We start from the raw sequence: 21,694 nt of genomic DNA, 5'->3' as shown, positions 1-21,694 counted from the left end.
AGAGTCTGAAATGGGTGAGTTAAGGAAAGATTAAAGACCCCTGTATAAAAAAAAGAAATCCAACTAAAGAACACCTCCGCCATAAGATTTACTCGATTCTTAGTATTGGTTTTCTTCGGGCATAAAAAAACGCGACATTTCTGCCGCGTTTGTTTTAATCCCAAAGCTTACTGCGCTTTGGTATCAGTAGCCGTAGTCGCAGTCGCAGTCGCAGCGGGTTTGGCCGCAGGCTTCTTAGCCGGCTCAGCTTTTTTCGTCGGCGCTTTTGCCGGAGCCTTTTTGGCCTCGGTTTTGGCAGCAGGCTTTTTCGCCGGGGCTTTTTTTGCCGGCTCTGCTTTCACCGGTACCGCTGGCTTCGGCGCTTCGACCGGCGCTGGGGTCGGGGCTGGCGTTGGAGCCGGTGCAGGAGCAACCGGGGCCACTGGCGCTGGCGCCTTGACCGGTTCCGGTTTGTCGTCAGAACCACCAAACAGGCTGGTGAAGAAGTTACCTTTCTTTGCCGCCGCTGCGCCGGCCACCGCAGCGGTCGCCGCCGGTACAACCTTCACAGGTTCAAACGACTTGCCGGCCGCCAGGTCTTCTACCTGACTGGCTGCACGCTGACCGGTGCGAAGTGCGCCTTCCAGAGTGCCTGGGTACAACGTGTCAGTGTGTTCGCCGGCAAAGGCCACACGCTGAATCGGACGCTCCCACAGGCGCCAGTACTTGCTGATCTGGCCAGGGCCGAACGCCAGGTAAGCGCCGCCCATTGATGGGTCGGTGCTGTAGCGGCGGATTTCATAACCGGTGAACGAACCGCGTGCCTGTGGATAAAAGGCGTGCAGACGGATCAGCACCTGATCGACCATCTGCTTGTCGCCGAAGGCCTGCATCACGCGCGCGTTGTCGCCGGACAGGTTGATCACCACGTTGGCGCCGCCCTTCAAAGCCGGCTCAACCCACAACATGCCCAGACCGGTGTTGCTGTAAATCTCACCGGTCATGCGCGCCTTGCTTTCCCATACCGGAGTCTTGAACTTCAGCATGATCTGGTCGCGCCAACCGTAGTTGGTGCCCTTGATCGCGCCCATGTGCTGGGTATCCAGCGACGGGGTCATCTGGATCTTGTTCAGTGCGCGCAATGGCACGGCCACGACGACGTAGTCAGCCTGATAGCCAACGCTGCCGACTTTGACGGTGACGCCGTCCTTGTCCTGCGTAATAGCCGAGACCGGAGAGCTGGTCTTGATGGTTTTCAGCTGTTTGACGAAAGCCTGGGCCAACACCGGGCTACCGCCGAGCAGACGCGAAGCGCGCAGGTCACGGTCGGCAACGCCACGATAAACGCGACTCTGCTGTGCGAAGTACAGCAGCGACAGGCGCGATGGTTCGTCATAACGGGTACGAATCTGCTGATTCACCAGCTGACGTGCCGTGGCCGGCAGATTCAAACGGTCGAGCCAGTTGGCCACGTTGATCTGGTCCAGGGCGAACAGTGTGCTGTTGGCCGCCGGGTTCTGCGGGTCTTCGATCGAGCGCGCCAGATCGTCCAGGGTCTTTTCGTAGCGCTTGAGCGCCTCGCTGGTGGCCGGTTGCTTGGTTGCCAGATCGGCGGCAGTGAAATACTCACCGTCAATCAGATAGCCGGGGGTCCGCACGAACTCAGGGGCCGGCGTGGTGCTCAGCTTGAAGGTCGAAACGTACTTGTTTAGAACCGGTTGGGTCTTATCGTTGCCGATCCACTCACTGGTGGCCATGCCGGAGCGACCGCCCATACTCGGTTTGGCTTCGAGCAGGGTCACCTGCCAGCCTTTGTTTTGCAGTTCGTAAGCAGCGGTGAGGCCAGACAGCCCTCCCCCGATCACGATCGCCGTTTTATCCTTGGCCAGCGCAGACACGCTGAACAGCCCTAACATCACCAGCGCACAGGCGCGCAGCCAACCAGCAGACATTCAGCGAACTCCGGAAATACACGTAGGGAAAAGCGGTTTTGCGAGTCAGACGACTCAAAGAACCGCGAAGAATACGTCAGCCATCAAAAGGCCGCCAGCGACGTCTACCGACCTATACAAAGTAGCTCAATCCACGCAATGGGTTGTCCCCACGCCGCGCATTGCATAGGCTTGCGCGATTGTTTGCCCGCGCACCAAGCGAGCCACCTCGAGGAGACTGAAAATGGGCCTGAATAATCAGTGGATGCAACGCGATCTCGCGGTGTTGTGGCATCCCTGCACCCAGATGAAAGACCACGAACAGCTGCCGCTGATCCCGATCAAACGCGGTGAAGGCGTCTGGCTGGAAGACTTCGAAGGCAAACGCTACCTCGACGCCGTCAGTTCCTGGTGGGTCAATGTGTTCGGCCACGCCAACCCGCGGATCAACCAGCGCATCAAGGACCAGGTCGATCAACTGGAACACGTGATTCTTGCCGGTTTCAGCCATCAGCCAGTAATCGAGTTGTCCGAGCGCCTGGTGAAAATGACGCCGGAAGGCCTGACCCGGTGCTTCTACGCCGATAACGGCTCGTCCTGCATCGAAGTCGCACTGAAAATGAGCTTTCACTACTGGCTCAACCGCGGCCAGCCGAACAAGAAACGCTTTGTCACCCTGACCAACAGCTACCACGGCGAGACCATGGCAGCGATGTCGGTGGGCGACGTGCCGCTGTTCACCGAAACCTACAAGGCCCTGCTGCTGGACACCATCAAGGTGCCGAGCCCCGATTGCTATCTGCGCCCGCAAGGCATGAGCTGGGAAGAACACTCGCGCAACCTGTTTGCCGCCATGGAACAGACCCTGGCCGAGCACCACGACACCGTGGCCGCGGTGATCGTCGAGCCATTGATCCAGGGCGCCGGCGGCATGCGCATGTACCACCCGGTGTATCTCAAACTGTTGCGCGAAGCCTGCGACCGTTATGGCGTGCACCTGATCCACGACGAAATCGCCGTCGGCTTCGGCCGCACCGGGACGATGTTCGCCTGCGAACAGGCCGGCATCCGCCCGGACTTCCTCTGCCTGTCCAAGGCCCTGACCGGCGGTTACTTGCCGCTGGCGGCCTGCGTGACGACCGAAGATGTCTACAGCGCGTTCTACGACGACTACCCGACCCTGCGCGCCTTCCTGCATTCCCACAGCTACACCGGCAATCCTCTGGCGTGCGCGGCAGCCCTGGCGACGTTGGATATCTTCGAAGAAGACAACGTCATCGAGAACAACAAGGCCCTGGCCCAGCGCATGGCCAGCGCCACCGCACACCTGGCCGATCACCCGAACGTTTCGGAAGTGCGTCAGACCGGCATGGTGCTCGCCATCGAGATGGTCAAGGACAAGGCCAGCAAAGAAGCTTATCCGTGGCAGGAACGTCGCGGCTTGAAAGTGTTCCAGCATGCGTTGGAGCGTGGTGCTTTACTTCGACCGCTGGGCAGCGTGGTGTACTTCCTGCCGCCGTACGTGATCACGCCTGAGCAGATCGACTTTCTGGCCGAAGTGGCCAGCGAAGGCATCGACATCGCGACCCGTGACAGCGTCAGCGTGTCGGTGCCAAAAGACTTTCATCCGGGCTTCCGCGATCCGGGCTAAAGCTTGTGGTGAGGGGGATTTACCCCTCACCACACATAGTCAGCAGCCACAAAAGCAACTCCGATCAGATTTTTTTAGAGACCCAGCATGAGACTGTCCCGCTTCTTTATCGACGCCCCCTTGAGCACTGGCGAACACGAGTTGCCCGAGGCCCAGGCCCATTACATCAGCCGCGTGCTGCGCATGGCCGAGGGCGATGCGCTGCAACTCTTCGACGGTTCGGGCCATGAGTTTCGCGCCACGCTGGTGGAGGTCGGCAAGAAACGCGTGGTCGTGCAGATCGATGAAAGCTTCGCCGGGCAGGTCGAGTCGCCCTTGCAGATCCATCTCGGCCAAGGCTTGTCCCGTGGCGAGCGGATGGATTGGGCGATTCAGAAAGCCACCGAACTGGGCGTCACAGAAATCACCCCGATCTTCAGCGACCGCTGCGAAGTCCGGCTGAAGGACGAGCGCGCCGACAAACGCCTGATGCACTGGCGCCAAGTGGCGATCAGCGCTTGCGAGCAATGCGGGCGTTCACGGGTGCCGGTGATTCATCCACCGCTGCTGCTGGCGGACTGGTTGAAGCAGACTCAAGCAGAATTGAAGTTGGTGCTGCACCCGGTGGCCGAGCCACTGGTGAGCCATGCGAAACCGGCGACGCTGGCGTTTTTGATCGGCCCGGAAGGCGGGTTGTCCGACGCTGAAGTCGAGCAGGCCAAGGCTGGCGGTTTTCACGCTGCCCGGCTCGGTCCTCGCGTGCTGCGCACCGAAACCGCGCCGGTGGTTGCATTAGCGGTTGCCCAACAGCTGTGGGGTGACTTCTAGGGCCCTATCGCGAGCAAGCTCGCTCGCGATGGCCGCGCCTCGGTCTACAGCACATAAAACAGAATCGCCACAAAGTGCAGCAAACTCCCCGCAATCACGAACAGGTGCCAGATCCCGTGGGCATGGCGCAAACGACTATCCAGCGCAAAAAAGACAATCCCCACGGTGTACAACACGCCGCCCGACGCCAGCCAGGCGAAACCTGTACTGCCCAACGCCGCCAGTAACGGTTTGACCGCCACCAGCACGATCCAGCCCATCACTGCGTAGATCACGATCGACAAAATCCGCGCTTCCGAACGCGGTTTGATCTCTTGCAGGATGCCGACCAGCGCCAATCCCCAGACAATCCCGAACAACGTCCAGCCCCACGGCCCGCGGAGCGTCACGAGACAGAATGGCGTGTAGCTGCCGGCAATCAGCAGGTAAATCGAAAAGTGATCGACCTTCTGCATGATCGATTTTTTGCGGCCACGCACGCTGTGGTAAACGGTCGAGGCGCTGTAAAGCACCAGCAAGGTAAACCCGTAAATCGCCACGCTGACGATCTTCCACGGGCTGCCGTCCATGCTGGCAATCACCAGCATCCACACCACCCCGACAACCGCTGCCACCGCTCCGACCAAATGCGTCCAGGCGTTCAATCTTTCCCCGTGATACATGTGTTGCTCACCTCGAAATCCAAAACAACAATGCGCAAGGCTCAGGCTTGAAGGTTAAAAGTGCAATGCTCCCTAGGCAATCACCGGGCAAAAAGGTTGCTTAGCGGTTCAACAGCCACGTTGGGGGAAATGGATGAGCCCGGTATAACTCGCACATCTTGTGCCGGTCGCGGTTGAACCACTCATTCACCCACTGCTGGTATTGCTGCTGGATGCTGAGTTCATGCCAAGGCGTACTCCGCGCTTGAATCACCGCATGCGCGGCCATCATTCCTGACATCAACGCCTTCAACACGCCCTGTGACGCCGCCGGGTCCAGCACAAAAGCCGCATCCCCCGCGATAAAGAAGCCATCGCCGGCCGCCTGCTGACCTACACGCCAGGTCACATCGGCCCCGCGTACCGGGCCGGATGCCGCCAGGTGTTTGAACGTGGCAGGTGGAATGTCCTGCGCTTGGTTTTCAGGGGAAAAGCTCAGACGGGTCCAGTGGTAACGGCGTTCGCCGATCTTCGCAGTCCAATACCAGCCAAGCGGGTCAGCCTCAATCCCGCAAAAAACATTATCTTCAAGGCACACCCCGGCGGCATAACCATAGTGAGCGATCAGACGCGGCGAAAATTTTCGCCAGCGAAGTTGCAGCTGACGTGACAACCAGCTGCAGGCGCCACTGGCGTCGATCAAATGAGGGGCCGTGAAATCACCTTGTCGGGTTTGTACTCCGCATACCCGCTGCCGGTCCCTGATCACCCTAAGTACACGACAAGGTTGCAACACCTGCACACCCGACTCGGCGGCCCGACACAGCAGCAAGTTATCCAGCACATCGCGAGGAATTTGAAAGCCCCGGCCCGGCCCCGTCGCACCCTGACCGAAGGCACTGAATTGGCGTGCGCCCCCCCATTGCACCCAATGGCCTGTATGACGTAAAAAACCTGCCGTTTGCACCGCGTCGGCCACGCCCAGTTGTTGCAGCAAAAGCTCAACAGCAGGCTGCAGAGTCTCACCAGGACGCTCGCGCGGGAAAACCGCCTGCTCCAACAGCGCCACCCGCAATCCCCGTTGAGCACACAAAATGGCCGCTGCGGTGCCCGCAGGCCCGGCTCCGATGATGACCACATCGTGGTCAGTCACGAGGGCAGGCCTGCCAGCCCATCTTGTCTCTGTTGATCAAAAGGTGTTTAACCCCGATAAAAAGCTCGACCATTTCGAGTATTTCAACGTGACGCCGAGTGAAATCAGCGGGTGTCGATAGGGCGCCGTATCGGTAAATCCTGAAGAAGTGCACATCGCCCTCCAGCTGCACCTTTGCCTCAGACTCTGCTTGATCCAAGACCAGATCAGGACGTAAGACATCAACAAATGACAGCACTGACCACTCCCCTTGCAGCGAGCGAGTGGTCGCACCTACGGCGATGTAAGCCGAATGCATGGCGAGAATCCGTTGCTGATATTCCTCGCGTGAAGTCTGCCCGGTGACCGACAGCGACAACTGCCCGGCCAGTGCTCTATTCGTGTAATCGCTGTACGTATAAGCGGTGCATTCGACCACTTGGCGCCCATCTGCCATAACCAGACGTGGCCCGGTTTCGCCATCCCAGGATGCCCCGCCGGTCTGACCATTTTCAGAATCCGTCAGCGGTATAACTGTCGGTTTTGTAGGCCATGGCTCAAATGTCCTCGCACTGTCAGGTGTCACGGCGGGCCAATAGCCGCCCGCGGCCGAACAGATTCTCACGTCTTCTGTAAACGGGCTGCCCAAGTTGTAGCCGCAGAGAAATGTCGGCCTAAATCCCCCATTTGTGGAAATTTCCCATCCCGGGCTAAAGGTGCCCGCAGCCTGATCGGGCAGCCAGGACGGACGCTTGGTACTTGCAGAAGGCCCCGCCGTTGCGGCGCCCATACCCGGCAATCGCTGCGAGACCAGCGCGGTGATACCTTTGTCCTGTTCTACGAAATGCCCCCCTGCCAATTCCGGGTTACCTGCCAGCCTCTGTGCAGACAAAGCATTCAAAGTGACGTACCAGATGGGCTCGGGAAACGCCTGTTGTTCTGCCCACTCAATCAACTCCGCTTGTCCACAGCCCGGGTAAAAATCAGGTGCGGATAGAATTGAGTAGGCGGCTACATTCAAGGGAATGTGTGCACTCAGCGCCGGACAATTGGCCTTGACCCAGCCTTCAGCAGTGAAGTCTATAAAGTGCAATGCCCGGTAGTTCCCGGCGCTGACAATCGCGTCCATGTCTCGATCTTTGTTCAAGTCACAGATCAAGCCACTGTCCAGTAGCTTGTGACGTTTATTGATGATGTAACCATCAAAATTTGCGCCGGGCGGGACCCTGAAAGAGACTAATTGATTGTTAAACAAGGCAGGCTCAACCAGCCTCGCCCTGGTTACCGGTACATTCAAACCGGCCCCGAATACCGGACTGGCACCCCATTCGGCAAGGCCATCAGTAAGCACGAATGGCGCTTTTGAAATGTCGGGTTCAGTCCAGTCCGCATCAGCCCCTCTCCTGATGTGGAACTGCCGCAACTTGTCATTGACGTGATATGCCTCGAGATCCAGCTCCACATCAAGCCCGGCAATGCATTCGGGGCCATTGAACACCTTGTGCAGCGGAAACCAGAAATCCAATTCTTCATCACCTGCTGCCCCCGTATCGCTTACCCCGCCTTTTTGCTGCACGGCTATGTATGCACTGAAGCGAGCCGGCACGACCCGCATGGCATGAGGATTATTCTGCACAAAAGGGCTGAAGCCACGCAGGCGAGCGTCGTACAGCACGGAATCGGTGCCGACCCGTGCGATACCGGTGCGGGAGAAACAAAGGTCGGCATGCTTGCGATGCGTCGTGCCTGGTCCAAGCCGGTATTCAAGCGCAAACACCACCAGCCCCAAGGTCGCATCTGCACCCGCCAGTGCCTGAAGTTGCGCCAGTGTCGGAGGGGAAACGCCGTACACGTAGTTGAGCAGTGTCTCTAACTCTGCCCCAGTCGCGAAATCAGCGAGCGGGGTTGCCCCTGCGCCTTCTGTCACACTGGGCGATGCCAAGGCGTGGTACAGCAGACTGCGCGCCGGATGGCCGGCCTCAACCCCGCGTGTGCCTTGCAACGAAAAGTCTTCAAAGCCCTTGATTGTGCGGTCAATCGACAGCGCTTTATTCAACTCGTCGGCCAGCGGCCTGGCCTGGATATCCAGCCCATGAAGCATCAGCAGGTCACGCCAGCCAGCGGACGCCAATCGCTCGCAGACGCTTTGAACCTCATCAATCAGGGGCATACAGACTCCTGGAACAGAACCCAAAGTGTCAGTCAGAATGCAACAGTTACGAGGCAGCCGCACCTGACAGAACTACCAGTTTTCTGTCTCGAGACTAACGCTGGCTGTGGGGAGGGGTGATCGCAGATTATTTCTGGTGCTGACTTCCGTCAGGCGTGATCTTTGAGAATTGGCGCCTGACCCGCGAAGCCGCCGGTTTCTCCGCCGAGCGCTTCAAGCTGGGCTCGCTGTATTCGCTGGCGGTGAAGACAATGAAGACGGTGCCGCAGCTGATCATGGGCCTGAAGATCCGCCGCAGCGAGCTCAATATCGGAACCACCCCTCACCCCAGCCCTCTCCCCATAGGGGAGAGGGGGAGAGGGAGCCGATCTTTATGGTTTCAAGACCTGAGTTCGACACAGGATTTTCAGGTCGATGCAGCTCCAAGAACACCTCGGTCAGTCCCCTCGCCCCTTTGGGGAGAGGGTGAGGGGTGGTTTTTGAGACCTAACCGACAATCCCACGAACAATGAAGTACAACAACGAAGGCCCAAGCAAGCACCCAAGCCCGGTATGAAACGTCGCCGTTAACGCGCTATAAGGCACCAACTGCCGATCCGTCGCCGCCAACCCCGCCGTCACACCGCTGACAGTCTCAGCCAACCCGCCAAACACCATCGCCGAGCGCGGGTTACCCAGCCCCATCCAGCGCGCCGCCATCGGTGTGCCGACCATCACCAGAATCGCCTTGATCAACCCGGTGGCAATCGACAACGCGACCACATCCGAACTGGCGTCGCCAATCGCCGCACCCGTCACCGGGACCGACTATGTACGTCAAAGCCTGAGTTTTCGAGAAGCTTCTAGCCAGGTACGACTCGTAAAACGGTTTCCATCTGGGTGAGCGACACGCTGCCATCGCAGAGTTGTGAGCCAGTTGGCCTAAATTCGCCCCCCTTTTGGGAGTCTTCAACATTTGGACAGCTTCGCCAGTCCGTTGAGGTTTTGTGTTTAAAAACTTGTCCGAAGAAGTGGTGAGAGGCTACGCAGTCTGGCGTCGCGGCCTACAGCAATGCCAGAACCCGCTGACTGGTGCGGTTTTGCGTTGATCTTTATCGTTTCCGGGTCGCTGCCAATTCAGCGATCGGGTCTGGAAAACCCGAAGAACAGGATCAATGCACATGACATAATGCGGCGGTTTTTTTGCTCCGTAGTTCTAAGTTATGGCGGCTGTGCGTGGGAGACCTTCGGGTCTGCCGGGTTGGATCCTTTCTCGGTTTTTCCAGTCCGCGTACAGCTGCCACCCTTTTCGTCTGGAAAACGAAAAACGGCAGCTCCATCACTACAAGGATCTTTGCCATGTTCAAACCAACTCCCAACCCGCCGGAAACCGACACCGGTTCCGAAGCATCCCTCGAAGCCGAAAAACTCAAGGAAGCCGCCGACCGCGCCTTCCCCCATTACTTCCCGCCACTCCACGAAAAACCGGGCAAGCGCCGCAAACATCACCTCTTCAGCGTCTCCCCCGATATCGACACCGAAGCCCTTCTTGCCAACGCCTCCGAAGACCTGCTGTCCATCAGCGCCATCGCGGCCGATCTGGCGGACGATGTGGAAGGCTCGCGCCGCTCGGTAGCCCTGGCGCTCAGCCGAATGGCCGATGGTGTGCAGTTGTTGGTGGAACGGGCGCTGGATCATCACGAGTCGGCGCAGATGAAGGCTCAGCCCAGGATTTAGCAGTGAGGTCTTCGGTAAATTGAAGACCGCCTATCGCGGGCAAGCCTCGCTCCTACAAGGACTGCACAAAACCTGTAGGAGCGAGGCTTGCCCGCGATATAGGTAGTCCGTTCCTTTCTCTTCCATACTGATATTCGCTGGAAGTCGGTTGTCGGCGAGGAAGGAACATGCACCTGTGGGCTACGAATATGCCCGCGCAGCACTCGATGATTACGCCATCACCTTCGAGTCCACAGGTGCGCTTGCGCCCTCTAACGAATTCTCAGGGAAAGCCCGACACGGCTCTCTATATCGCCTTCGCTGGACGCAAGCATGCATGTCCCTGCATGTACTTTAGCGCCTGTTGAGGTGTTCCATGCAAACGCTCCTGTCTCAGAGTTTCACTGCTTATATCGGAATTGATTGGGCAGACACCAAGCACGACACCTGTTTGCAGATAGCTGGAGAGGCTCAGCGCAGTTTCGAGGTCATTGACCATAAGCCCGAGTCGATTGATCGCTGGGCCAGGTCGCTGCATCAACGTTACGGTGGCCCGATCGCGATCGCCGTGGAGTTGAACAAAGGCCCACTGATAGCGGCTCTGCAAAAATATGAGTTTTTTTGTATCTTTCCGATCAATCCGAGCACCTTGGCCCGGCACCGTAAAACCTTCGTCCCCAGTGGCGCCAAGGATGATCCAACGGATGCTCAATGGGCGCTTGAGCTGTTGCTGAATCACCCCGAACGGTTTCCTCAACTGGTCCAGCAAAGCTCCGCCATGCGTTCGCTCGCCAGCCTGACCGAACATCGCCGCGGATTGGTCGATGACCGGGTCAAGATCAGCAACCGTCTGGTGTGCATGCTCAAACAGTACTACCCGTTGGCCCTGGAGCTGTTTCATGACCATGACACGCTGGTTTTTTGTGAATTTCTGGCGCGCTGGTCGACCTTTGAAACGCTTAAGCGCGCTCGGCCGGCCAGCGTTTTGAAGTTCCTTCACGCGCATAATGTTCGCCATGCCGAGCTCAATCAGCAGCGTTTGGCGTTGATCGCCAAAGCCATGCCGTTGACTGAAGATCCAGGCGTGGTCAGTCCTTCAGCGCTGTATGTGCTGGCCCTGGTCTCGCAACTGAAAGGGATCATCACGGCGATCAAAGACTTTGATCGGGAGATCGAAAAAACTGCCAACACCCTGGCCGACTACCGACTCTTCAAGGCCTTGCCCGGCGCGGGACAGCAGCTTGCACCACGGTTGATGGTCGCCTTTGGTGAGCAGCGTGATCGCTTCAAGGATGCCAGTGCGGTGCAGCGATATGCCGGGATTGCCCCGGTCACCGAACGCAGTGGCAAGAAAAAAGTCGTCCACTGGCGCTATCAATGCGCAACTTTTTTGCGCCAGACCTTTGTTGAGTGGGCTGCCCACAGCATCAATCAATCGGTGTGGGCAGAGGCGTATTATCGCCAGCAAAGGGCCAAAGGCAGCTCTTACCAAGCAGCCCTCAGGGCTCTGGCGTTCAAGTGGATCCGGATCGTTTATCGGTGCTGGAAGACCAGCACCGTGTACGACGAAAACGTTTATTTACAGACCTTGCTACGGCACGGCTCGCCTTTGATCAGCGAGCCGGACACAGCAACATCGTGTTGACGGAAAGGCTCAGGGCGTGAAGGCGTCATTTGCGTCACCGCCAAAACCGAGGCGAACCCTTCGCGGGCAAGTCGGAACGCCGCACCGCTCGCTCCTACAGAACCGGTTTCGTTTCGGTGGTCAGTGAACAGCTTCGAACCGCGCGTGTCGTACCTACATGACACGCCACAGGTTCCGGAGCTATATGGACACGCAAAAAGACGGCAAAACCCCGAACCTCTCGGCGCAAGAGAAGCACGACGTCGATAAGAGCCAGCCCCCGCGCGCTGCTGTTCTGCATGAAATCATCCGCACTCAGGGCGATCAGGAGCTTGAACGCAGCGTCGCCGCGCTATGGTGGTCGGCGCTCGCTGCCGGCCTGACTATGGGCCTGTCGCTGATGGCCATGGGACTGCTCAATTCCCGTCTACCAGACGGCGAAGGCTTCAAGGTGATCGCCAGTTTCGGTTACTGCGCAGGCTTTCTTGCGGTCATTCTCGCCCGTCAGCAATTGTTCACCGAAAACACGTTGACGGCTGTGCTGCCGGTCATGACCAAGCCCACGCTGAACAATTTCGGACGGTTGCTGCGCCTGTGGTCGGTGGTGCTGGTGGGCAACCTCTGCGGCACTTTGCTGGTGGCGTATGTGATGCTGCATCTGCCGATTTTCGACAGCAAGACCGACCTGGCCTTCCTCGATATCGGGCGCAAGATCATGGAGAACAGTGCCAGCCAGATGTTCGCCAAAGGCATTGTGTCGGGCTGGATGATCGCCACCATGGTCTGGATGATTCCGTCCATGGAGAGCGCCAAGATGTGGATCATCATCCTCATCACGTACCTCATGGCACTGGGGGATTTCACCCACATCGTGGTTGGCTCCGCCGAGGTCTCGTATCTGGTGTTCGCCGGCGAGTTGCCGTGGAGGGATTTCTGGCTGGTGTTCGCCGGGCCGACGCTGGCGGGGAACATCATCGGCGGCAGCTTCATCTTCGCCCTGATCAGCCATGCACAGATTCGTAGCGAGAGCGGGCCGCCGAAGCAGACCAGGGATCAGGAGTCCGTTAATCCACAGGTCAAAAAATAATCGGCGGTGCTTAACCTGTGCAGCCGGCGCAGGTTGTTTCAGCCAAGATGCAAACTAGCCTGGCAGCTGCGGATTAATGACTCATCGCATTAACGGTTGCCAGCATCAACTAAACAACGGGAACTCTAGACCGTTCGCGTACCGGCAAGCGGAGCAAACCGTTAGCAATCGATATGCCCATAATTATTATGGCACCACCCAAACAGGTGGAAAATCCTGGCAGTTCACGTAGAAAGACAAGTGCCATAAGCGCTGCGAAAATGGGTTCACTCAGCTCGATAATCTGGACTTTTGATGGCGTAAGGTACTGAATGGCTTTGGTCGTGCAATAAAACCCCAGGATCGTCGGAAGAACCGCAAGCCCCAATAAACAGCCGATCACGGTGTAGCTCAAATCAAAAGAAGCAGGTTGTTCGATGGCAACGGGAATAAACAAAAATACACTGCCATAGATCAGCATTTGCCGAGTAAGAATCAGTCCTCCCTCCAGTCCGGTTTTTTTCATGATAATTGAGAAGAGGCCGTATCCCGCACCTGCGCCTATCGCCAGAAGCGTACCGGTAGCGTTGAATCCCAAACTAAACTTGGTACCTAAAATAACTGACAGTCCCGAGATGGCGAGCAGTGCGCCGATAACGGTAGCAACACGAATTTCTTCGCCCAAGAAAATTCTGCCCAAGACGATGGTGGTAATGCAGGCTGACGCCATCAGCGCCACGACCACGTTAGCGGCGGAGTCGAATCCATACGCTTTGGTTTCAAACATATACATGACGAATATTCCGAAGAAGGCACAGACTGCAACCTGATACCACTTAGAGCTTGTTGATTTCGTCTTAAGTAATGGCATGAGTACGATCAGAATCAAAGCCCCGATCAGTGTTTTGCAAAATGCAATCGTGCTCGGCGATAGCCCGTGATACATAAGTACTTTACTAAAAGTGCCTATCGTAGCGTTTAGTGCAGCAGCACTTAAGGCAAAGAGTGCGCCATACAAAGGGGTTCTGAGCTTGGGGTTCATGTTGCATTCTCTATAAATTCGTAATTTGGTTTTCTCAGCAGTGTCGACGACATCGAGTACGCCGGGGCTTTTAGCCCCGCCGCGAGAATGGTCTGCTTCATCACCACTTTATCGCGAAATTTGGCTACTTGATCCGGGAAGTTAACTTGGATATTAATGTGTTCCCGTAATTGGGCAGCACTGATCAGATCAAACTCTGCAACGCAATGAGTCGATCAACGTTGCCCAAGGTGCTGATGGATTCCTTGACTGCTTCGATCAGACCCGCAAAATCGGTAATGTCATCAGCTAGGACGATTCTTTTTGCTGACGAAGTTTCAAGATGCATCAGGTTGTTACGAGTGCTGATATAGACAATGTTATGAACAGAGTGATCAATATAGTTGCTGTAGCAAGAAAACTGGTCGTTCCATCTGTTGATAATTACTATGCTCATGAATTCGCTCTGGAGCGTGTAGGCTAGGCACGACTATTGGCTGGTGATAAATGGATAGCTTGGGCTATCAGGCTTAGCGCTTCACTCATGTTCGCATTTAGCTCTTATCGAGTTGGCGCGCTCAGCAATATATGACCCAGTCTACCCCGGAAGTCAGTCAGTGGCGGCAATAGCTCACCAGGCTGAAAATAGATTTAAACTAATCGCAGTTAGAGGTGCATCCAGGTCCGTGCTCGGTAAGTCGGTCTAGTCCAGTGCCGGTGCTTCCATCCTTTGCTCTTACTGAAGCAGAGCGAACAATACTCGCGTCCCTTGTGATAATTCGATCAAGTAATTCTTATCAAAGTATTAGCAATATTTATGAGGCGAATCGGGGCGCGCATCACGCGTTCGGCGGGCGGCCCAGCGGGCTCGTGATTCGTGTATGCTCGCGGGCAGGAGCAATGCAATCCAGGGGCGGAAGTATGAAGCTTGATGTGAGTAATGATCTTCTTCGTACGTTCGTGACGATTCTAGAAGCGGGCAATTTCAGTAAAGCGGCGATCACCCTCCACAGGACCCAGGCTGCTTTGAGTCTGCAGCTCAAACGGCTTGAAGACGATATGGGTGTAAAGCTGCTGGAGCGATCACCCAAAGGCATCGTAACCACTGCGGCGGGTAGTGCGCTTCTGCCTTATGCCATCAAAATGCTGAGCCTTAGCGAAGAAGTTAAGCGTTTGATGGAGTCCATGAGCCAAGTGGAAACCATCCGGATCGGGATGTTGGAGGACATAGCGGTAGGGGCGTTACCCAAGGTCCTGGAGCGCTTCACCAAGTCTCATCCAAGCGTTCGACTGGAAATCATCGTCTACGACAGCAAAACGTTATCCAAACTGCTCAATGAGTCAAAACTGGAAATCGTCATTGCCGACCCCACCTCTATTGATGCCCTCCCGAAGATTGTATGGGATGAGGATCTGGTTTGGGTCGCGGCCAATGGATTTGAACTGCCCAGAGGGCAGGAAATACCGATTATCGCTTTTGGAAGTAGTTGTCCCTGGCAAGATCAGGCTCTCAAAAAACTCGATGATCATGGCATCCCTTGGCGAGTGGTATTGAGCAGCGTTAACCTGAATGCAATTAGTTCTGCGGTTTCAGCGGGTATCGGAATATCGTTCATGCTGAAGTACAGCGTTAATATGACGTCGGTTCGTATCTTGGGTGCGCAAGAGGGCTTGCCGTCTACTGATCCTGTCAAAATCGGTATCTATCTACGCGGTGGTTGCTCCCACTCCGAACAATTAACCGCTTTATTCAAAATCATTTCCTCGGAGCTCGCGGCAGATCGAGGTTCTCAATATCTCGTTGACCGCATCCGGTCATCGTCGCATCTGGACTGGCCAGAAATGCCAATCCTCCCAATCCTGCAATAGATTTTATGACCGATGCTACGCAGACCAGAGAGGCGTGTGCTTGATGTTGAGGGCTGAACATCTTGCGGTTGACAGTGAGGCAGCAATTTAGCTGGAAACATTGACCGTCGCTGTAGTTCGGCGTTGCAGGTAGATGTAAAAAATCGCCGTCAGTACGGTCAAACCACTGACCAGCGCGCCAGTCCACGCAAGTCCGCGAAGTCGGCGCCACTGGCGACTACCAGCCCGCCAATCCACGCCCCGGCGGCCAGCGCCATGCCGACCAGTGAAGGCAACAACGGCTGTCCGCCAGTCGACCACCGAGCATGCTGCCCGCGGTCAACCCCACACCCAATAACAACAACATGATGGTCACGCCATGCGGGCTGACGCCGGTGATGTCTTGCAGGATGGGGGCAATGTAAGTGAAGACGCTGAACAGGCTGGTTGACGCCAGCACGCTCATGCCCAACGCCGACCGCGAGGATCGGCGCACCGAACACCACGCCCAGTGCGTAGCCGGTGATCAGCAGGCCAGCGTGGGGAATGCTCACGGCGAGGTCGCGGGCGACATCGGGCAGCAAACCCATGATGACGAATTCAGTGGTGTCGATGCCGAACGCGGCAACAGCGAGGGCAAGCAAGGCGACGCCCGTTCTCGACGAGAGTGGGCGGGGGCAGAAATTATTGGAATTAGTCTGTGCGCAACTGAGTGCGGCGTGGTCGCTTGCAGTATAAACAGCTGCTGACATATGGCGAATCAATTATCTGGGCGCTTCCCGTAGGGAACAAAAATATATAAAGGAGTGTGACGTGCTTGCCACAGCACTGGTGTTAGTAGCGGCGCTGTTGCACGCGGCGTGGAATACCCTGATCAAATTCAGTGCGGAACGATTGTTGGTGGTGGCCTGCATGGACAGCGTGGCGATGTTGTTTGTCGCGGTGATGCTGCCGTTCGTGAACGTGCCGCCCATGGAGATCTGGCCGTGGATTTTGGCGTCGGCGGCGTTCGAGTTGCTCTATCGCTATCTGCTGATTCAGGCGTACCGGGTCGGCGACCTCGGGTTGGTCTACCCGTTGATGCGTGGCTTGTCGCCACTGGTGGTGCTGGCGCTGACGCTAATTTTTGCCGGGGAAGTGCTGACGAGCCAGCAGATCTTCGGGATTCTGCTGATCCCGTTCGGCATGCTGTGCCTGCTCTGGCAGGGCGGCGGCGGTGCGCGTTTACCGTGGTCGATGCTGCCGGTGGTGGCGTTGATCGGTTTGTGCATCGGCTGCTACACCTTCATCGACGGCCAGGCGTTGCGACGCTGGTCGCATCCGCTGGATTACCTGGTGTGGGTCACGTTGCTCAGCGCCTGGCCGTTCCCGTTGCTGGCTCTGGTGCGCAAGCGACCGGCTTTCATGTTGTTCTGGCGCGAGCAGTGGCGACTGGGGTTGGCGGTCGGGTTTTGCGTGTTGTTCAGCTACGCTCTGGTGCTGTGGGCCATGCAGCTGGGCTCGATTGCTGAAGCGGCGGCATTGCGCGAGATCAGCGTGATTCTGGTGGTGCTGTTCGGCATGCGTTACTTGAAAGAACCTTTCGGCAGGCCGCGGCTCTTAGCCTGTGGGCTGGTGCTGATCGGCATGCTGGTGATGAAGTTTTGACTGGAGCTCGACTCTTGAAACTTGAAGAAGGGATTGCGTTATGACGGTTGCTCTGTGGTGCATTTTGATCGCGATTTTCCTGCCCTATATTTGCACGGGCATCGCCAGGGTCAGTGGCGGGTTCAGGCCGAAAGACAACCATGACCCCCGTGACTTTCTCGAGTCACTGAATGGTTTTGGCCGACGCGCGTATGCGGCGCATCTGAACAGTCTTGAAGTGATTCCCGCGTTCGCGGCGGCGGTGATCGTTGCGCACCTGGCCGGCAATGCCGAACTGGTGACGATCAATGTGCTGTCGGTGTTGTTTATCACCAGCCGGCTGCTGTACATCATTTGCTACTTGGCGGACTGGGCGATTTTGCGGTCGCTGGTGTGGTTGGTGGGGATGGGGTTGATCGTCAGTTTCTTTGTGGTTTCTGTTTAAGAGCAAGCTCAAAAGATCGCTGGCGAAGCCAGCGATCTTTTGACTTTAAAGCTTGTCGGTCACCTGAGGCACTTGAGGCAGGGCTGCGCCTTTAGGCCAGAGCATCCAGATCTGCCCCTGCTGTTTCATGTCGCCGGCCAATTGCCCGGCCGCATCGCCCGTGCCCCAGAACAGGTCCGCACGGACTTCGCCGGCAATCGCGCCGCCAGTGTCTTGAGCGGCTACCGGGCGTACCAGTGCGGTACCGTCCGGTTTAGTAGTCGATAACCATAACAAGCTGCCCAGCGGAATCACTTTGCGATCCACCGCCGCGCTATAGCCTGCGGTCAGCGGTACGTTCAGCGAGCCACGAGGCCCTTCGTTGCTGTCCGGGTTACGGGTGAAGAACACGTAGCTGGGGTTGCTGCCCAACAGTTCCGGAATGCGCGTCGGATTGGCCTTGGCCCAATGGCTGATTGCGCCCATGGTCACTTCTTCTTTTTTCAGCTCGCCCTGCTCGACCAACCAGCGGCCGATGGGTCGATAGGGGTGACCGTTCTGGTCGGCATACGCAATGCGCAATTGACGGCCGTCGTCGAGTCGAATGCGGCCCGAGCCCTGAATTTGCAGAAATTGAAGATTCATCGGGTCGGTCAGCCAGGCAATAACCGGTGCCTTGACCCCTTTGGTTTCAATCGTTGCCGCATCGTCGTAAGGCTTGAGCACGCGACCTTCGAGTCGTCCACGCAGGCGTTTGCCTTTGAGTTCCGGGTAAATGCTGTCCAGGGAGACGATGATCATGTCTTCGGGTACGCCGTACACCGGGATGTTCGCCACTTCAGTCTGGGTCAGGCTGCCGGGGTAGACCGGCTCGTAATAACCGGTGATCAAGCCGTTGGGATTGTCATTGGCGGCGCGCAGGCCGTAGACGTCGAGGTTCTGCTTGAGGAAGCCACGAATGTCGTTGGCGGTTTGCGGCACGTTGGCGGCAGCCGCACACGTCGAGCCCCAGACCGGGTCGGCTTTGAGTCGGGTGCAAGCGCTGCGCCACGAGCCGAAGCCGGCCACCAGGTCGTTGTCGGACACTGTCGGAAGGGCTTCCCACGTGGCGCTGGAGTAGGTGGCCAGTGCGTGGGTTTTTGGTTTGTTGTTGTCGCCACCGGTGCAGCCCGCGAGCACGGCCACCATCGGAAGGGTCCAGGCGAGGTTGTGACGCCATGCCTTGAAACGGCTGTTCATGGAGTAATTCCTTTGCTGGTTGCCTGAGTGCTCCATGCGCTCAAACAACCCGTATTGATAATAGGGCTATTGGTCTTTGCCGATGACGCGAGGATACTGGCCGCCGTTTCCCGTGACCTGAAGCCACCATGACTCTCAAAAGACTTTCTGTTGTATTGCTGGCCTGCCTGACGCTGTCCGCCTGCGGTGGTGTCGACCCCAACTCGCCGCTGGGTCAGCGCAAGGCAATCTTCAAGCAAATGCTCAAGACCGGCGAAGACCTGGGTGGCATGTTGCGTGGTCGCATTCCATTTGACGGTCCGAAATTCGCTGATGGCGCCGTTAAACTCGACGCGTTGTCCCATGAACCCTGGAAACATTTTCCGCAGGTGCGCGAAGAAGATCACACCAGCGCCAAGGACAATGTGTGGCAGCAGCAGGCACGCTTTCAGGAAATGGTCCGCACCCTTGAAGCCGCCACCGGTGAATTGGTGATTGCCAGCAAGGTTCAGCCTTACAAGGCCAGTAACCTGGGCCCGGCAGTGCAGAAAGTCGAAGATGCCTGTAGTGCGTGCCATAAAGAGTTTCGGGATCATTGATCTCAGCTCAGAGGTGGACGCGGAGCGTCCATGGCTGCATTCCCACGCAGAGCGTGAGAACGATCACTTATCCAACTCGTCGAGTGCGTCCTGCAATTCCTTGCGGGACTCGGCGAGTTTGTCTTTGCGCTTGTTGATCTTCTCGGCGTCGCCTTTCTTCATTGCCTTGTCGAGATCAGCCTGACGCGAGCTGACTTCGTGCTTGGCGTCCAGCACTTTGTTCTCCCGTTCTTTCTTCAGGGAAGCGTCGGTGCAATGAGCAGTGACTTCGCTCAGGGCTCTTTCAAGTCCTGCCTGCTGATCAGCATTACCGTGAGACTTGGCCAGTTCAATCTGGTTGATGATGCCCTGCTTCTTCGCGGCGCAGCCGGTCAGCCCTGGAGCTTCTTCGGCGGCCATCAGTGGAGTGGCCATCACGCTGCAAAGGGTCAACAGGGCGAACGGTGAAAGAAGTTTCATAAAGGCTCCATGTGAAAAGACAATCGGGTCGATGTGGCGATGGGGTGTTTGAGCCCGGTGGCGCCATTGGGTTCCGGGTTGGTGGGCATCACCCGTTGTTAAAAACCGTCAATCCCGGCAACACGTAATGTTTCACTCAAGGCCAGGACCTGCGGGTCGCGGAAAAATGCGCTCAACTGCGCTGCGCGTCCCGGGCCGATGCCAGGTTCTGCCTGCCATTTTTCGGTGCTTCGTTGCGCCAGCTCCTGCCATGAGTTGGCGAGGCGTGCTTGGCCCGTCGGTGGCAAACCCAAGGCCTTGAGCCAGCGAGCGAATGGGCGTTGCCGGGCACTGTTGAAGCTGTTCAAAAGACGAGCACTGCTGCGTTCGCCGAAGCCGTTGATGTTAGCAAGCTCTTGAGCATCGAGGGTCAACCAATCCAGCAGGCCATTCAGGTGGCCTGTTTCGAAAAGTTTCTCCCAGGTGCCAGGGCCAACATGTGGCAAAGCCAGTCCCTGCTTGCCGCTGAGCCAGGTCAGTCGGGCGAGGAATTGGCTTTCGCACCCCGGTGTCGGCTGCCAGCAACTCAAATGATGAAAGTCCTCAGCCAGCGGCACGCTCAATTCAGCGCGTTCGGTACTGCGCAGCATGACACCGTCGAGCCTTGGAATGGTCAGGCCTGCCAGGCTGATGGCGACCTGGTCTCCAGGCCGGATATCCAGCATTTCCCAGCGTTGCAGTGAGCTCACACTGACTCGCTTGATCTGCCGGTCATCAAGCATTACCGGCGTCAGTTCCAGGACCGGCGTGATCCGTCCGGTCCGTCCAATGTTGAAGTGGACCTTGCGCACCTCGGCCAGCGCCTGAGCAAAAGGGTATTTCCAGGCGACGCTCCAATAAGGTGGTTTGGCCTGCCAGCGCTCGGCGAGTGGACGCTGACCCTGGCGCAGGACAATCCCATCACTGGCGAAGGGCAGGGGCGAGCGATACCAGTGATCTCGCCAGCGTTCGGCATCGGCGAATACCTTGATCGAGTGACTGTAAGGTGCGGAGCTCGGGAAACCCAACTCATCCAGGGTCGCGACGCGGGCGGGCAAACTGGCCGGGCCTTGCGGCCAGTCCCAAACAAACAGGCCGATCCCGGCGGCTTGCTCAGTGCTCAATTTCTTACGGGCCATCAAGCCGGCCATTGTAGCGCGTGCATTGAGGCTGCCGGCCTGGGCCTGTATGTGGTCGGTCAGGCGCAAATAGAGTTCACCTTGCAGCAGTAGGTCCAGCGGTTGTGGCAATTGTTGGGGGATGGCGGCGATCTGGCGCGCCGAAGCCGTCCAGTCCTGGCCATTTATCCCGTCACCCCGACTGATTGCCTGAGTCAGTAGGCCCTTGCGGTAGATCAGCGTCACCGCTACGCCGTCGATTTTTGGCTGAATCCAGACATCACTCCGACCTGTTAGCCAGTCTTCGACGGCGCGACCATCGTGGAGTTTTTCCAGGCCGGTGTGGGCGATGGGGTGAGCAATCGTGCCGCCCGCGGTGCGTAACGGTTCCGCGGATTGGCCCAGGTCGAAACAGCTGCGCCATTCGGTCAGTCGCACACGGGACTGATCGTAGAGTTCGTCGGCGACCAATGAGCGGCCTTCCCGGTGATAGCTGTCGTCCCAAAGGTCGATTTGTTTTTGCAGTGACGAGACTTCGTCCAGGGCGCGTGAGGGTGGCCAGTCGGGGCACTCGGCAGCGTGGGTGGTCAGGCAGAAAGCTATCAGTAGAAAACCGAAAAACACGCGCAGGTTGAGCAGCATCGTGAGCGTCCTTGCTCAAGTGGAA

Annotated in this window: 18 protein-coding genes and 4 pseudogenes; 10 read left to right on the top strand and 12 right to left on the bottom strand. The window is 57.3% G+C overall.

The window, feature by feature from the left end:
* Positions 1 to 167: 167 nt before the first annotated feature.
* A complete protein-coding gene (locus ACYZTU_RS27185) occupies positions 168 to 1,931 on the bottom strand; it encodes a flavin monoamine oxidase family protein (protein ID WP_461966846.1) in 1,764 nt (587 codons plus the stop codon).
* A 223-nt stretch (positions 1,932 to 2,154) separates the two neighbouring features.
* Here ACYZTU_RS27185 and ACYZTU_RS27180 point away from each other — a divergent pair, with 223 nt between their 5' ends.
* Positions 2,155 to 3,561, top strand: a complete 1,407-nt coding sequence (locus ACYZTU_RS27180) for an adenosylmethionine--8-amino-7-oxononanoate transaminase (protein ID WP_282382349.1) — start codon at positions 2,155 to 2,157, stop codon at positions 3,559 to 3,561.
* An 87-nt stretch (positions 3,562 to 3,648) separates the two neighbouring features.
* Positions 3,649 to 4,368 carry a 16S rRNA (uracil(1498)-N(3))-methyltransferase gene (locus ACYZTU_RS27175; protein WP_123369139.1) on the top strand — a complete coding sequence of 240 codons (720 nt, stop codon included), beginning with the start codon at positions 3,649 to 3,651 and terminating at the stop codon, positions 4,366 to 4,368.
* A gap of 44 nt (positions 4,369 to 4,412) precedes the next feature.
* On the opposite strand, the gene trhA is transcribed toward ACYZTU_RS27175, so the two are convergent.
* The 3 genes from trhA to ACYZTU_RS27160 form a co-directional block, all read right to left on the bottom strand.
* On the bottom strand, positions 4,413 to 5,030 hold the full coding sequence (gene trhA / locus ACYZTU_RS27170) for a PAQR family membrane homeostasis protein TrhA (RefSeq protein ID WP_461966844.1): 618 nt from the start codon (positions 5,028 to 5,030) through the stop codon (positions 4,413 to 4,415).
* 100 nt (positions 5,031 to 5,130) lie between these two features.
* Complete coding sequence (locus ACYZTU_RS27165; protein ID WP_461971179.1) at positions 5,131 to 6,147, bottom strand: NAD(P)/FAD-dependent oxidoreductase; 1,017 nt, start codon at positions 6,145 to 6,147, stop codon at positions 5,131 to 5,133.
* A gap of 7 nt (positions 6,148 to 6,154) precedes the next feature.
* Complete coding sequence (locus tag ACYZTU_RS27160) at positions 6,155 to 8,311, bottom strand: hypothetical protein (RefSeq protein WP_461966842.1); 2,157 nt, start codon at positions 8,309 to 8,311, stop codon at positions 6,155 to 6,157.
* A 170-nt stretch (positions 8,312 to 8,481) separates the two neighbouring features.
* On the opposite strand from ACYZTU_RS27160, the pseudogene ACYZTU_RS27155 reads away from it, so the two are divergent.
* Positions 8,482 to 8,622: pseudogene (locus tag ACYZTU_RS27155) on the top strand (LysR family transcriptional regulator); the annotation flags it as partial.
* Between the two features lie 175 nt (positions 8,623 to 8,797).
* Here the strand turns inward: ACYZTU_RS27155 and ACYZTU_RS27150 are convergent.
* Positions 8,798 to 9,134: pseudogene (locus tag ACYZTU_RS27150) on the bottom strand (malonate transporter subunit MadM); the annotation flags it as partial.
* A pseudogene (locus ACYZTU_RS27145) lies at positions 9,120 to 9,230 on the bottom strand (IS110 family transposase); the annotation flags it as partial. The pseudogenes ACYZTU_RS27150 and ACYZTU_RS27145, both read right to left, overlap by 15 nt.
* Positions 9,231 to 9,649: 419 nt before the next feature.
* Here ACYZTU_RS27145 and ACYZTU_RS27140 point away from each other — a divergent pair.
* From ACYZTU_RS27140 to ACYZTU_RS27130, 3 genes are all read left to right on the top strand, one after another.
* Positions 9,650 to 10,027 carry a DUF6124 family protein gene (locus ACYZTU_RS27140; protein WP_461966840.1) on the top strand — a complete coding sequence of 126 codons (378 nt, stop codon included), beginning with the start codon at positions 9,650 to 9,652 and terminating at the stop codon, positions 10,025 to 10,027.
* 355 nt (positions 10,028 to 10,382) lie between these two features.
* Positions 10,383 to 11,651 carry an IS110 family RNA-guided transposase gene (locus tag ACYZTU_RS27135; RefSeq protein WP_461966247.1) on the top strand — a complete coding sequence of 423 codons (1,269 nt, stop codon included), beginning with the start codon at positions 10,383 to 10,385 and terminating at the stop codon, positions 11,649 to 11,651.
* A gap of 184 nt (positions 11,652 to 11,835) precedes the next feature.
* Positions 11,836 to 12,717, top strand: a complete 882-nt coding sequence (locus ACYZTU_RS27130) for a formate/nitrite transporter family protein (RefSeq protein WP_461966838.1) — start codon at positions 11,836 to 11,838, stop codon at positions 12,715 to 12,717.
* A 109-nt stretch (positions 12,718 to 12,826) separates the two neighbouring features.
* On the opposite strand, the gene ACYZTU_RS27125 is transcribed toward ACYZTU_RS27130, so the two are convergent.
* Positions 12,827 to 13,738: a DMT family transporter gene (locus ACYZTU_RS27125; RefSeq protein WP_461966836.1), complete on the bottom strand. Its 912-nt coding sequence runs from the start codon at positions 13,736 to 13,738 to the stop codon at positions 12,827 to 12,829.
* Positions 13,739 to 13,922: 184 nt separating this feature from the next.
* A complete protein-coding gene (locus ACYZTU_RS27120; RefSeq protein ID WP_461966834.1) occupies positions 13,923 to 14,174 on the bottom strand; it encodes a hypothetical protein in 252 nt (83 codons plus the stop codon).
* Positions 14,175 to 14,638: 464 nt separating this feature from the next.
* Here ACYZTU_RS27120 and ACYZTU_RS27115 point away from each other — a divergent pair, with 464 nt between their 5' ends.
* Complete coding sequence (locus ACYZTU_RS27115) at positions 14,639 to 15,586, top strand: LysR family transcriptional regulator (RefSeq protein WP_461966832.1); 948 nt, start codon at positions 14,639 to 14,641, stop codon at positions 15,584 to 15,586.
* 87 nt (positions 15,587 to 15,673) lie between these two features.
* Here ACYZTU_RS27115 and ACYZTU_RS27110 read toward each other — a convergent pair.
* Positions 15,674 to 16,040, bottom strand: a pseudogene (locus ACYZTU_RS27110) (MFS transporter); the annotation flags it as partial.
* A 338-nt stretch (positions 16,041 to 16,378) separates the two neighbouring features.
* On the opposite strand from ACYZTU_RS27110, the gene ACYZTU_RS27105 reads away from it, so the two are divergent.
* Together ACYZTU_RS27105 and ACYZTU_RS27100 are read left to right on the top strand one after the other, a co-directional pair.
* Complete coding sequence (locus ACYZTU_RS27105) at positions 16,379 to 17,212, top strand: EamA family transporter (protein WP_449645607.1); 834 nt, start codon at positions 16,379 to 16,381, stop codon at positions 17,210 to 17,212.
* 40 nt (positions 17,213 to 17,252) lie between these two features.
* Positions 17,253 to 17,636 (top strand): MAPEG family protein, encoded by a 384-nt coding sequence (locus tag ACYZTU_RS27100; RefSeq protein ID WP_449645608.1) that lies wholly within the window; start codon positions 17,253 to 17,255, stop codon positions 17,634 to 17,636.
* A gap of 45 nt (positions 17,637 to 17,681) precedes the next feature.
* Here ACYZTU_RS27100 and mltA read toward each other — a convergent pair whose 3' ends face one another.
* Positions 17,682 to 18,854, bottom strand: a complete 1,173-nt coding sequence (mltA, locus tag ACYZTU_RS27095) for a murein transglycosylase A (RefSeq protein ID WP_461966830.1) — start codon at positions 18,852 to 18,854, stop codon at positions 17,682 to 17,684.
* Positions 18,855 to 18,982: 128 nt separating this feature from the next.
* On the opposite strand from mltA, the gene ACYZTU_RS27090 reads away from it, so the two are divergent.
* On the top strand, positions 18,983 to 19,432 hold the full coding sequence (locus ACYZTU_RS27090) for a c-type cytochrome (protein WP_282380646.1): 450 nt from the start codon (positions 18,983 to 18,985) through the stop codon (positions 19,430 to 19,432).
* 63 nt (positions 19,433 to 19,495) lie between these two features.
* Here ACYZTU_RS27090 and ACYZTU_RS27085 read toward each other — a convergent pair whose 3' ends face one another.
* Positions 19,496 to 19,891, bottom strand: coding sequence for a DUF1090 domain-containing protein (locus ACYZTU_RS27085; protein WP_461966828.1), 396 nt, complete (start codon positions 19,889 to 19,891; stop codon positions 19,496 to 19,498).
* A gap of 98 nt (positions 19,892 to 19,989) precedes the next feature.
* Positions 19,990 to 21,669, bottom strand: a complete 1,680-nt coding sequence (gene ligB / locus ACYZTU_RS27080) for an NAD-dependent DNA ligase LigB (protein WP_461966827.1) — start codon at positions 21,667 to 21,669, stop codon at positions 19,990 to 19,992.
* Positions 21,670 to 21,694: the final 25 nt, after the last annotated feature.

The sequence above is a fragment of the Pseudomonas sp. HLT2-19-2 genome (assembly GCF_054898005.1).
This window is presented reverse-complemented; position numbering and strand designations above follow the sequence as displayed.

Excerpts from the sequence above, each read along its gene's own strand:
- ACYZTU_RS27185 (WP_461966846.1), bottom strand. The coding sequence starts at position 1,931 with ATGTCTGCTGGTTGGCTGCGCGCCTGTGCGCTGGTGATGTTAGGGCTG.
- ACYZTU_RS27180 (WP_282382349.1), top strand. The coding sequence starts at position 2,155 with ATGGGCCTGAATAATCAGTGGATGCAACGCGATCTCGCGGTGTTGTGG.
- ACYZTU_RS27175 (WP_123369139.1), top strand. The coding sequence starts at position 3,649 with ATGAGACTGTCCCGCTTCTTTATCGACGCCCCCTTGAGCACTGGCGAA.
- trhA (WP_461966844.1), bottom strand. The coding sequence starts at position 5,030 with ATGTATCACGGGGAAAGATTGAACGCCTGGACGCATTTGGTCGGAGCG.
- ACYZTU_RS27160 (WP_461966842.1), bottom strand. The coding sequence starts at position 8,311 with ATGCCCCTGATTGATGAGGTTCAAAGCGTCTGCGAGCGATTGGCGTCC.
- ACYZTU_RS27140 (WP_461966840.1), top strand. The coding sequence starts at position 9,650 with ATGTTCAAACCAACTCCCAACCCGCCGGAAACCGACACCGGTTCCGAA.
- ACYZTU_RS27135 (WP_461966247.1), top strand. The coding sequence starts at position 10,383 with ATGCAAACGCTCCTGTCTCAGAGTTTCACTGCTTATATCGGAATTGAT.
- ACYZTU_RS27130 (WP_461966838.1), top strand. The coding sequence starts at position 11,836 with ATGGACACGCAAAAAGACGGCAAAACCCCGAACCTCTCGGCGCAAGAG.
- ACYZTU_RS27125 (WP_461966836.1), bottom strand. The coding sequence starts at position 13,738 with ATGAACCCCAAGCTCAGAACCCCTTTGTATGGCGCACTCTTTGCCTTA.
- ACYZTU_RS27120 (WP_461966834.1), bottom strand. The coding sequence starts at position 14,174 with ATGAGCATAGTAATTATCAACAGATGGAACGACCAGTTTTCTTGCTAC.
- ACYZTU_RS27115 (WP_461966832.1), top strand. The coding sequence starts at position 14,639 with ATGAAGCTTGATGTGAGTAATGATCTTCTTCGTACGTTCGTGACGATT.
- ACYZTU_RS27100 (WP_449645608.1), top strand. The coding sequence starts at position 17,253 with ATGACGGTTGCTCTGTGGTGCATTTTGATCGCGATTTTCCTGCCCTAT.
- mltA (WP_461966830.1), bottom strand. The coding sequence starts at position 18,854 with ATGAACAGCCGTTTCAAGGCATGGCGTCACAACCTCGCCTGGACCCTT.
- ACYZTU_RS27090 (WP_282380646.1), top strand. The coding sequence starts at position 18,983 with ATGACTCTCAAAAGACTTTCTGTTGTATTGCTGGCCTGCCTGACGCTG.
- ACYZTU_RS27085 (WP_461966828.1), bottom strand. The coding sequence starts at position 19,891 with ATGAAACTTCTTTCACCGTTCGCCCTGTTGACCCTTTGCAGCGTGATG.
- ligB (WP_461966827.1), bottom strand. The coding sequence starts at position 21,669 with ATGCTGCTCAACCTGCGCGTGTTTTTCGGTTTTCTACTGATAGCTTTC.